Source organism: Bhargavaea cecembensis (assembly GCF_000826125.2).
In the GTDB taxonomy this organism is placed as follows: Bacteria; Bacillota; Bacilli; order Bacillales_A; family Planococcaceae; genus Bhargavaea; species Bhargavaea cecembensis_B.
The window spans coordinates 373,234-384,193 of the sequence record NZ_LN651371.1 but is presented as its reverse complement, the minus strand read 5'-3'; the positions used below and the strand labels follow the sequence as shown (position 1 = coordinate 384,193).

The 10,960-nt window shown below is 58.1% G+C and carries 10 protein-coding genes and 1 pseudogene; 8 read left to right on the top strand and 3 right to left on the bottom strand.

The genetic code is table 11. The features are described from left to right. From BN1189_RS02440 to BN1189_RS02415, 6 genes and pseudogenes are all read left to right on the top strand, one after another. On the top strand, nt 1–446 hold a 446-nt coding region (locus BN1189_RS02440), incomplete at its 5' end, for a class I SAM-dependent methyltransferase (RefSeq protein ID WP_040225101.1). Nucleotides 447–771: 325 nt separating this feature from the next. Continuing rightward, a pseudogene (locus tag BN1189_RS02435) lies at nt 772–1,077 on the top strand (sodium/glutamate symporter); the annotation flags it as partial. Nucleotides 1,078–1,227: 150 nt separating this feature from the next. Beyond that, nucleotides 1,228–1,818: a class I SAM-dependent methyltransferase gene (locus tag BN1189_RS02430; RefSeq protein ID WP_040225097.1), complete on the top strand. Its 591-nt coding sequence runs from the start codon at nt 1,228–1,230 to the stop codon at nt 1,816–1,818. A gap of 325 nt (nt 1,819–2,143) precedes the next feature. Continuing rightward, complete coding sequence (gene gltS, locus BN1189_RS02425) at nt 2,144–3,328, top strand: sodium/glutamate symporter (RefSeq protein ID WP_040225095.1); 1,185 nt, start codon at nt 2,144–2,146, stop codon at nt 3,326–3,328. 202 nt (nt 3,329–3,530) lie between these two features. Continuing rightward, nucleotides 3,531–4,247 (top strand): hypothetical protein, encoded by a 717-nt coding sequence (locus BN1189_RS02420; RefSeq protein WP_052455584.1) that lies wholly within the window; start codon nt 3,531–3,533, stop codon nt 4,245–4,247. Nucleotides 4,248–4,282: 35 nt separating this feature from the next. Continuing rightward, nucleotides 4,283–5,182, top strand: coding sequence for a 3-hydroxyacyl-CoA dehydrogenase (locus BN1189_RS02415; RefSeq protein WP_040225093.1), 900 nt, complete (start codon nt 4,283–4,285; stop codon nt 5,180–5,182). Between the two features lie 63 nt (nt 5,183–5,245). On the opposite strand, the gene BN1189_RS02410 is transcribed toward BN1189_RS02415, so the two are convergent. From BN1189_RS02410 to BN1189_RS02400, 3 genes are read right to left on the bottom strand one after another with little or no spacing between them, the layout of a single operon-like run. Next, on the bottom strand, nt 5,246–5,989 hold the full coding sequence (locus BN1189_RS02410; RefSeq protein ID WP_040225092.1) for a M1 family aminopeptidase: 744 nt from the start codon (nt 5,987–5,989) through the stop codon (nt 5,246–5,248). After that, nucleotides 5,986–6,525, bottom strand: coding sequence for a M1 family metallopeptidase (locus BN1189_RS02405; RefSeq protein ID WP_143242228.1), 540 nt, complete (start codon nt 6,523–6,525; stop codon nt 5,986–5,988). The genes BN1189_RS02410 and BN1189_RS02405 overlap by 4 nt, the downstream gene beginning before the upstream one ends. 23 nt (nt 6,526–6,548) lie before the next feature. Next, nucleotides 6,549–8,477, bottom strand: coding sequence for a GTP-binding protein (locus BN1189_RS02400; protein ID WP_040225102.1), 1,929 nt, complete (start codon nt 8,475–8,477; stop codon nt 6,549–6,551). A 332-nt stretch (nt 8,478–8,809) separates the two neighbouring features. Between BN1189_RS02400 and BN1189_RS02390 the strand changes: the two genes are divergently transcribed. Together BN1189_RS02390 and BN1189_RS02385 are read left to right on the top strand one after the other, a co-directional pair. Further along, nucleotides 8,810–9,991 (top strand): MFS transporter, encoded by a 1,182-nt coding sequence (locus BN1189_RS02390; protein ID WP_040225089.1) that lies wholly within the window; start codon nt 8,810–8,812, stop codon nt 9,989–9,991. 306 nt (nt 9,992–10,297) lie between these two features. Then, a partial coding sequence (locus BN1189_RS02385; protein ID WP_040225088.1) for a dicarboxylate/amino acid:cation symporter occupies nt 10,298–10,960 on the top strand: 663 nt, incomplete at its 3' end.

Below are 10,960 nucleotides of genomic sequence, written 5' to 3'. Positions count from 1 at the left end.
ACCGGCGGGCGGCGAGCGTCGATGCCATCGAGCCGGATGCCGCCATGGGTCGGCAGTCGTTCGACCGGATCCGCCGCGCGCGGGTGCCGGTCCGCCTTCACGCGGCAGGCGCGGAAGCCCTGCCGTTTCCGGACGACCGGTTCGACACGGTCATCGCGACGCTCGTTTTCTGCACGATTCCGGACCCGGCCCGTGCCTTGCAGGAAGTCCGGAGGGTTGCCAAACCGGGTGCCCGGTTCGTCCTGTTCGAACACGTCCGCATGCCGAACCGTCCGATGGCCGCACTTCAGACGGCGCTCACTCCCGCATGGTCGAAAATTGCAGACGGCTGCCGGCTCGACCGGGACACGGCCGGTCTCGTCCGCTCGGCCGGATTCAGCATCCGCCGGATGGATTCCTATGCGGGCGGACTGTTCGTGAAAATCGAATGTGTGACCCCCGGTTGACCGTCCCGCCGGCAAACCGGCTGCCGCCTGTCCTGACGGAAGATTGCGCCTTGTTTCCGCTGTCACCGGGAGACCTCACGTCCCGACGGCGTTTCCGGCCGTTTATTGACTATTTTACGTTCACGGAAAAATAGGGCTTCGGCTCTCTGTCTTGTTTTTATTCAAGGACGTGCTGTAAAATAATCAATCAGTGCCTGAGAATCCAAGGGCTTTTTTCATTACATACATTGCGGAGCCGTTTTTGCAAAGGATTAAGAAAGCGATTCCAAGCGGGCAGGGAAGTCCTGGCGCGGTTGCAACGGCATCCCCGGAAAGGTGAAGCAACATGATAGAAATCAACCAGATCACCACACTATTCCTCGCAGTCGCGCTTTACCTGCTCGGTACGGCGCTCGTCAGCAAAATCGGGATCCTCGACCGGTTCCTGATTCCGGCTCCTGTCGTCGGCGGCCTGATTTTCGCCATTCTGGCACTCGTGCTGCAATCGACGGGAATCGTTGAAATCTCACTGGACACGTCGCTCCAATCGCTGTTCATGATCGCCTTCTTCACGACGGTCGGCCTCGGAGCCAGCTTCAAGCTGATCAAGCTCGGCGGAAAGCTTCTGATCATCTACCTGCTCCTTTGCGGANCGCACAGAACGAAGCGGTGGACGAAGCTGTCGAGAAAAGCCGGGAAGCCGACCGGTACTGATCGAAAAGGCAAATCATGAATGAAAATGGGCGGAGGGAGACGGTTTGTTTTCCTCCGCCCGTTTCTTTTTAAATGAGGAGGAAGCCGCATGACCTTATTTTCCAGGCTGTATGATCATCTGATGACACCGCTGGAGGCCGCCAGCTTCTGCAAAATGCGGAGGCAGATTGCCGGGGATGCGGAAGGACGAGTGCTTGAAATCGGCTCGGGAACGGGGCTCAACTTTCCGTATTACCGGCGGGCGGCGAGCGTCGATGCCATCGAGCCGGATGCCGCCATGGGTCGGCAGTCGTTCGACCGGATCCGCCGCGCGCGGGTGCCGGTCCGCCTTCACGCGGCAGGCGCGGAAGCCCTGCCGTTTCCGGACGACCGGTTCGACACGGTCATCGCGACGCTCGTTTTCTGCACGATTCCGGACCCGGCCCGTGCCTTGCAGGAAGTCCGGAGGGTTGCCAAACCGGGTGCCCGGTTCGTCCTGTTCGAACACGTCCGCATGCCGAACCGTCCGATGGCCGCACTTCAGACGGCGCTCACTCCCGCATGGTCGAAAATTGCAGACGGCTGCCGGCTCGACCGGGACACGGCCGGTCTCGTCCGCTCGGCCGGATTCAGCATCCGCCGGATGGATTCCTATGCGGGCGGACTGTTCGTGAAAATCGAATGTGTGACCCCCGGTTGACCGTCCCGCCGGCAAACCGGCTGCCGCCTGTCCTGACGGAAGATTGCGCCTTGTTTCCGCTGTCACCGGGAGACCTCACGTCCCGACGGCGTTTCCGGCCGTTTATTGACTATTTTACGTTCACGGAAAAATAGGGCTTCGGCTCTCTGTCTTGTTTTTATTCAAGGACGTGCTGTAAAATAATCAATCAGTGCCTGAGAATCCAAGGGCTTTTTTCATTACATACATTGCGGAGCCGTTTTTGCAAAGGATTAAGAAAGCGATTCCAAGCGGGCAGGGAAGTCCTGGCGCGGTTGCAACGGCATCCCCGGAAAGGTGAAGCAACATGATAGAAATCAACCAGATCACCACACTATTCCTCGCAGTCGCGCTTTACCTGCTCGGTACGGCGCTCGTCAGCAAAATCGGGATCCTCGACCGGTTCCTGATTCCGGCTCCTGTCGTCGGCGGCCTGATTTTCGCCATTCTGGCACTCGTGCTGCAATCGACGGGAATCGTTGAAATCTCACTGGACACGTCGCTCCAATCGCTGTTCATGATCGCCTTCTTCACGACGGTCGGCCTCGGAGCCAGCTTCAAGCTGATCAAGCTCGGCGGAAAGCTTCTGATCATCTACCTGCTCCTTTGCGGAGTCACGATCTTCATGCAGAACATCATCGGCGTTTCGCTCGCCAAGGTGTTCGGCATCGAGCCGCTGCTCGGCGTCATGAGCGGCGCCGTGTCGATGAGCGGCGGGCACGGCGGGGCCGCGGCCTACGGACAGACGATCGAGGGGCTGGGCATCACTTCCGCCGTGACGATCGGGATGGCCGCTGCCACGCTCGGCCTGATCTTCGGCAGCCTGTCGGGCGGTCCGATCGCCCGACATCTGATCAACAAGCATGACCTGAAACCGGCAGAAGGCGAAATTGAAGAATACGTGGAAGAGGATGAAAAGCCGATCCACGAGCATTCCTTCATGGTCCAGGCCGCCCTCATCACCCTTGCGATGGCAGGCGGGACGTTCCTCGGTGATCTGTTCACGGAGGCGACCGGCTTCGTGCTGCCGGCTTATATCGGGGCGATGTTCGTTGCGGTCATCGTCCGGAACCTGATGGACCGGTTCCTGCCGGGAACGGTCAATATGAGGGAGATCAACCTGATCGGCGATGTGTCCCTGGCCATCTTCCTTTCGATGGCGCTCATGAGCATCAAGCTCTGGGAAGTGGCGGGGCTGGCCCTGCCGCTCGTCGGCATCATCCTCGTCCAGGTCGCCTTTATCATCTTGTTTGCGGTATTCGTCATGTTCCGTGCGCTCGGCAAGGACTATGACGCCGCCGTCATGATCTCCGGGTTCCTCGGCCACGGTCTCGGCGCCACGCCGAACGCGATGGCGAACATGGGCGCGACGGTCAACAAGTTCGGCCCGTCCCGCACCGCATTCCTCGTCGTGCCGATTGTCGGCGCGTTCCTGATGGATGTCGTGTTCAGCGCCCCGATCATCATCACGACGATCAACCTGCTCAAATAAGAAGCCGGTCCGAAATTTGCGGCGCGGCGAAATGAAAATGAAGAAAATAAGACTTTCCGGTGCCGATGCATGTCGGCGCGCGGAAGGTCCTTTTTTATTGGGAAAGCCCCGGCCGCGAGAGTGTCCGGCATTCATGCGCCGTTTAGTTTTTTCTGATTCGGGAACGATGAATGCATACGGAACTTTCAAGGAGGCCCGCTTGATGGAAGAGCAACGGAAGCAACCGATTGCCGGAGAAATGACCGGGAAGGAACGGCTGAAGACGGCGGCGTCAGCGATGATGTCGAACATGAAACTGCATGCCACGAAGAAGAGCGGACCGATGGGAACCGAGGAACGGACCGATGAAAAGCTGGTCAGGGATATCCTGGATGTATGGCCTTCGACACCGAAGCTGGTGGCGGAGACGATGGTCAAGTTTTACGGCCAGCCGAACGAAGCGACGCTCAACCGGATGACTTGGTACAACAACGGGCCATGGAAGCGGACGGTCGTCTTTCCGGATCAGATTCCCCACGACTTTCCGGAACCGCACGTCGACTGTCTAGAGCAGACGATCGATTATCATGTGCCGGCTGAGAAGGTGGGTCTTGTCGGACAGGTGGACGGCAGCGTGATCATCGACCGGACAAAAGGGGAGATTTCCGCGCATTGCGACAATGAAGGCGCGAACACCCTTTCGATGAATATGGTGCACGATGTCGTGACGGGCAAGCGGACCCCCGAAGAAGCACGGGAGTTCATCAAAAATGAGATGGTCGAGTATCTGATGGACCGTCCTGCCCCGTACGCGGAGCGGTTCCAGTTCGAACTGCCCGAGGGGAACCAGTGGGATACGGACAAGACCGTCATCCAGGACAAAGTCCTATCGGAGGCCGTCAACAAAGTGAAGGAAACGCTCGGACTGGATAAGGAATAGGAAGAACAGCTGACTGAAAGGTGAGGAGGACCAATATGAAATTCAACCATATCACTGTCGCGGGGAGCGGCGTGCTCGGAAGCCAGATCGCGTTCCAGACCGCCTACAAAGGCTACCCGGTCAGCGTTTACGACATTAATGACGAAGCGTTGGAGAAGGCGAAAGACCGAATCCGCGAGTGGATGCCCTACTACAAAGAGGACCTTGGTGCCACGGACGAACAGCTGGATGAAGCGTTCAACCGGATGTCATTCCACAGCGACCTGGCGGAAGCGGTGAAAGACGCAGACCTGGTCATCGAAGCCGTGCCGGAGCGGACCGACATCAAGACCGACTTCTATGAGAAGCTCGCCCGGGTGGCTCCGGAAAAGACGATTTTCGCTTCAAACTCATCCACACTGCTTCCGAGCCAGTTCGCCGAAGTGACCGGCCGCCCGGAGAAGTATCTCCATCTTCACTTCGCGAATGAAATCTGGAAAAACAACACGGCAGAAGTGATGGGCCATCCGGGGACGGACCGGCAGGTGTTCAATGATGTCGTGGAATTCGCGAAATCCATCGGCATGGTCGCCCTGCCGCTGAAGAAAGAGCAGCCGGGCTATATTCTGAACTCCCTGCTCGTGCCGTTCCTGAACGCGGCACAGGCGCTGCTCGCCAATGACGTGGCGGACGCCGAGACGATCGACAAGACGTGGATGCTCGCAACCGGCGCACCGAACGGTCCGTTTGCCATACTCGACATCGTCGGCTTGACGACCGCCTATAATATCATCCAGGCGAAAGCCCAGGCGACCCACGACCCGGATGCCCAGCGGATTGCCGACATGCTCCAAAATGAATACATCGACAAAGGCAAGCTCGGCCGCGCCTCCGGCGAAGGGTTCTACAAGTATCCGGATCCCGCTTTCCGTGACCCGGGCTTCTTGAAATCCTAAAACGAGTAAAAGACGATCCTTTTTATGAGGGATCGTCTTTTGTCTGTGCGCAACCAAATGATTTTACTTGATCTGGATCCGGTGACCCGTCCAGAACTGCTTGTGGTCGTTGCCCGTAACTTCTTCCGCGACCCGGAGGAAGTCAAGGGTCGTCGCGTTGCGGAATCTGAACCTGTCCACGTAGGTGTGCATGACTTCCCTGAACTGCTGTTCCCCGATGAGAACGCGGAAGTCCGAGAGGGTTTTGGCGCCGTAGTCATACACGATGTCCCCGTAAACGCGGGCATCCGTGAACTCGGAGGCCGGTGCGTTGAGAAGGGGGGCGTCTTTTCCGGGGGATTCGATCCATCCGAAACCGTCCGGCCCATAGACGGCCTCGTAGCTGGCAAATTGTGAAAAGGATTCGTCGAGCCACGGTTCGCTGTAGGAGTCGCTGCCGACCATGCCGTAAAACCACTGGTGGGCAATTTCGTGGGAGACTGTCTGGGCGAGCTCCGCCGGGTCATCTTCAACCGATGGCATATTCACTGTGACGAGCTGCGGATACTCCATCCCCCCGTCAAATTCTTCTCCATAATCGACGAGCACAATATCAAGATCCGGCCAGGCATACTCTCCGAACAGTTCATCAAAGAGTGGCAGTGAGTTTTCCGCCTCAGCGAATATGGCGTCCACGTAGTCCGTGCAGCGGACCGGGAAGTGGATATTGACCGGCGTCCCGGCGACTTCCCGGGTCTCTGTCCTGAAGTCCTTGTTCAGCATGATGGCAAAGTCCCGCACGTCATGGGCGCGGAACCGGTATGTCATGTCTCCATCCTCTCGCCGTCAGCGAAGTACGGATGGGTCACCCATCCCCGGGCATCGTGGACGGCGAGCACCGGGAACCAGTTGCCGAGTGACACCTGTCCCCCGGAGCGGCCGAACCGGTGTTTCAAGTCCGGTACCGCTGCGGTGAAGTCAATGGCAATTTCGGCCGCGCCGCCATCCGGGATGGACAGTCCCGTCACTTCAAGTGCCGTATCCGTCACCTCATATCCGGCCGCCTCGCCGTCAACGGCAACTTGGCGGATCGTCAAGCCGCCGGGCGAAAACTCGTCTGCTTCAGGCCAGAGATTGAAGAAAGCTCGGTTCAGACTGCGGCCCGTATCGTTGTGGAGGGTCACGGCCATGTCGCCGGTCACTGTTCCGCTTTCATCATCGTATCCGGCGTTGATCCGGTATGAGGGAGAGACGGTTCCGGTTTCCGTAGTTTCCTCCCGTTCATCAGGGACGGGCGATTCTTTTGTGCAGGCGCCGAGCACGATGACCAGCACGAGGAGCGGCACGATCAAGCGGCTTTTCATCGGGAACCTCCGTTTCTTCTGGCTCATTTAAGCAAGTGCATGGCGCTTTCAGCTTCATCCCACGGAACGGCATAGCCTTTTCCTTTCGCGCAGAAGATCGAGGAAGAGGAATAGTCCGGGTCGGCGTCTTTGTCGTAGCCGATCGCCTCGATGACATTTTCGGAGTTATGGCATTCCTCGTAGCCGCCGGGGCGGAGGGAGAGGGAGCCTTTGCCGTTTGTGAATGAGGCGAATCTGGCAGGGTAGTCCATAAACGTTGCGACCGGAACCCTGCCGGTGATGAGGGCCAGGCCGTCTTCGGTTTCCGGCGGGTCGAACCGGCCGTTTGCCTGCTGGAGGTCGGACAGGATCCGGCCCATCAGCTCGGCAGGGATTTTCACCTTTACATCGTAGACCGGCTCCAGCAGGACATTGTCCGCTTTTTCGAGCCCCTGCCGGAGTGCGCGGAGCGAGGCTTCACGGAAGTCCCCGCCGGATGTGTGTTCATTGTGTGCGCGTCCCGTCAGCAGGGTGATGTCCAAATCCGTGAGCGGAGAACCGGTGAGAAGGCCCCGATGCGGTTTTTCGGTCAGCGTCTGTCCGACGAGATTCTGGTATCCGGGGGCGAGGTCGTTCGGATGGCATTTGCTCTCAAAGGAAATGCCGGCACCGCGTGCGGCCGGCTCCAGCCCGAGATGCACTTCCGAATAATGCCGGAGCGGTTCGAAATGACCGTATCCGTTCACGCCGGACCGGATCGTTTCTTTGTACAGGATCGCCGGCTCGCCAAACGAGATATCGGCTCCGAACCGCTCCTTCACCACGTCCTTCAGTACATCCAGCTGGATCGTGCCCATCACATGGATGCGGATTTCCCTGGCATGCGGGTCCCAGATGACGGACAGAGACGGGTCTTCGGCGTCGAGCATCATGAAGTGCTCCAGCATGTCCTTCGGAGAAATGACCGGATCGAACCGGACGGCTGCGGACAGGGCGGGGATGAGGCCGAAGCCGGTCCGGTCCCCGGAGGTGCCGATCTGTTCGCCCGCCCGGACGTCGGACAGCCCCGTGACGGCGATCAGTTCTCCGGCACGGGCGGTGTTCTGCGCCGCGAATTTCCGGCCGCTGTATTTTCGGATCTCCGTAATTTTTTCTGTTTTGCCGTGCAGGGACACTTCATCCCGGACGGAGAGGCGGCCGCTGAGCACTTTCAGGAATGTGAGCCGCCGGCCGCCTTCATCATGTTGGATCTTATAGACGCGCGCGGCAAACGGTGCGTCTTCGTTCCATTCGGCCCCGGTCAGGAGATCGAGCCACTTGAGGAAATCGGTGACACCGGTGTCCTGCAGCGCCGAACCGCTTACCGCAGGGAAGATCCGGCGCTCCCGGACCATCTTTTTCATCACCTCGAGCCAGCGTTTCTCGTCGTAGTCATCATCCAGGTAGCTCTCAAGGAGTTCCTCGTCCCGCTCGGCGATCCATTCAACCAGTTCCGGCGAGAGCCCGTCATCAAGCAGACAGACATCGTCGCTTAACGTCCGGCGGATCTCCCGGAGGACGGCGGCAACGTCCGCACTTTCCCGGTCGGTCTTGTTCAGGAACAGGAACGCCGGCACTTCATGCTTCTGGAGCAGGCTCCAGACCGTTTCGGTATGCCCTTCCACGCCGTCCGCCGCACTCACGATGACGATCGCCGCGTCCATCACGCCGATCGCCCGCTCCATCTCCGGAGAGAAATCGACATGGCCCGGCGTGTCGATGAGCGTGTATTCGGTACCGTTGAACCGGAACACCGCCTGATCGGCGAATACGGTGATCCCGCGGCTTTTCTCGATATCATGGCTGTCGAGAAACGCGTCTTGGTGATCAACCCGGCCGCGCTTCCGGATTGCTTCGGTATGGTAAAGCAATTGCTCGGAAAACGTCGTCTTGCCGGCATCAACATGTGCCAGAACCCCGATCGTTTCATACATGTTCAATCACTTCTTCCTCTTGCGGATTCAATAGTGGTTTCAGTATAGCAGACGGCGGGGGACTGAAAACGGGGGAGCGTTGTTTATCTGGGGGGAATGTTGTTTATCTAAGGGGAAACGTTGCGTATCTAAGGGGGAACGTTGTTTAACTTCGGGGAAACGTTGCGTATCCGGGACGGAACGTTGTTTATCCGAGGGGAAATGTTAATTATCTTCGGCGAAACTCTTCCGGCCGAGCCGTCTGTTTTCTGTCGTTCCCGTCTCATAAAGTGGCTTTCTTCGGGATTCGCCTTTATCATAGAAGGAATCGGAATCAAAGGGGAACATGCTTTATGAAAAAGAAACCAAATGTCACGCTCATTACATTGCTCGTCAATCTGTTCATCGCCTTCATGGGGATCGGGCTTGTCATTCCCGTGCTTCCGGCGATCATCAACGAACTCGGCATGTCCGGCCAGTCGGCGGGCAATCTGGTGGCGGCCTTCGCCGTCACCCAGCTGATTGCATCGCCGATCGCCGGGCGCTGGGTCGACGCGATCGGGCGGAAACCGATGATCGTCATCGGCCTGATTTTATTCAGCGCCTCGGAATTGCTGTTCGGGCTCGGCCAGTCGGTCTGGGTGCTGTTCGCGTCCCGCCTGCTCGGAGGAGTGAGTGCGGCGTTTATCATGCCAGCGGTCACGGCATTCATCGCAGACATCACCACGATGGAGGAACGGCCGAAAGCGCTCGGGTTCATGTCCGCCGCGATTTCCACCGGCTTCATCATCGGGCCGGGGATCGGCGGGTTCCTTGCGGAGATCGGGACGCGTGTGCCGTTCTTCGCCGCTGCGGTGCTTGCTTTCGTGGCCGCCGCGTTCTCGTTCATCGCCCTCCGGGAGCCAACGCGGCAGGAGATGGAGGAAGGGACGGTGGAAATATCCGGATTCCGCCGGATTTTCAAGCCTGTTTATTTTATCGCCTTCCTGATCATCTTCATCCTGTCGTTCGGGCTGGCGTCGTTCGAGTCGCTGTTCGCGCTGTTCGTTGACCACAAATTCGGCTTCACTCCGAAAGATATTGCGATCATGGTAACGGGCGGGGGCATCATCGGCGCGGTCGCACAAGTATGGCTGTTCGACCGGCTGGACAAGTGGCTCGGCGAAATCCGGCTCATCCGCTGGTGCCTGATCGTGTCCGCCGTCCTCGTGTTCTGCGTGACACTCGTTTCGTCGTATGTGCTCATCCTGCTCGTCACGATGACCGTGTTCGTCGGGTTCGACCTCGTGCGTCCGGCCGTCACGACGTATCTCTCGAAAGTCGCGGGCAACGAGCAGGGGTTTGCCGGAGGCATGAACTCGATGTTCACGAGCCTCGGCAACGTTTTCGGCCCGGTCATCGGCGGCCTGCTGTTTGACATCAAGCTCGATTTTCCGTTTTACTTTGCCACCCTCGTCCTGTTCGGAGGCGTGATCCTCTCGCTGTTCTGGAAAAAGCCTCCTATGAATAAAGTCAGCCCTACAGCCTCTCAGTGAAGGGGCTGTTTTTTTCGTGTCAGGATGTTGCTGAAGGGTGGCCGGCGTACGAGTGACGCAAGTTTGGTCCCGAGTGACGCAAGTTTGCCCTCGAGTGACGCAAGTTCACGTCCGAGTGACGCAAGTTTGCCCCCGAGTGACGCAAGTCTACGCCTGTGTGACACCCTCCTCCGGCTGAACCTCTTCATATGTAACTTATTGGTGGATATTGACGGATTCGGCCGGAACCGATAATATTATATTAAGAAAACGTTTTCATTCGGAAAAATCAATGACTTTAGCCATGCAACCAGAAGGAGGACACCTATGAAATTGGCAAGAAACATCATGATTGCACTGATTGCCGGAGTGGCGGCAGGTCTTGTGCTGAATCTTTTTGCACCCGGTATTTTCGGCAAGGCAGATCTATTCTTGTTCCAGCCGCTCGGCACCATCTTCCTAAGCCTGATGAAGATGCTTGTCGTGCCGGTTGTCTTCATCTCGATCGCGCTCGGCGTAGTCGGTCTCGGCGATCCGAAGAAGCTCGGGAAGATCGGCATCAAGACAGTCGGCTATTTCCTTATCACGACCGCCATTGCGATTGTGCTCGCCCTGAGCCTCGCCCTCATCTTCAAGCCGGGGGCGGCCGGTGATTTCGGCACCCACGATGCGGAATACGTGGCGAATGAGGCACCGCCGATTTCCGACACGCTGCTCGGCATCATCCCGACGAACCCCTTCCAGGCGATGGTCGAGGGAAATATGCTTCAGGTCATCTTCTTTGCAGCGCTCGTCGGGTTTGGCCTGACGATGCTCGGCAAGAAGACGGAAAAAGTGACGGAGCTGTTGCAGCAGGCGAATGAACTCGTCATGTTCCTGATCACGTTTGTCATGAAATTCGCTCCTTATGGCGCGTTCGGCCTGATCGCCTCGGCTATCGGCAGTCAAGGCTACGACGCCTTGAAGGCGATGGGCCTGTATATGGCGGTT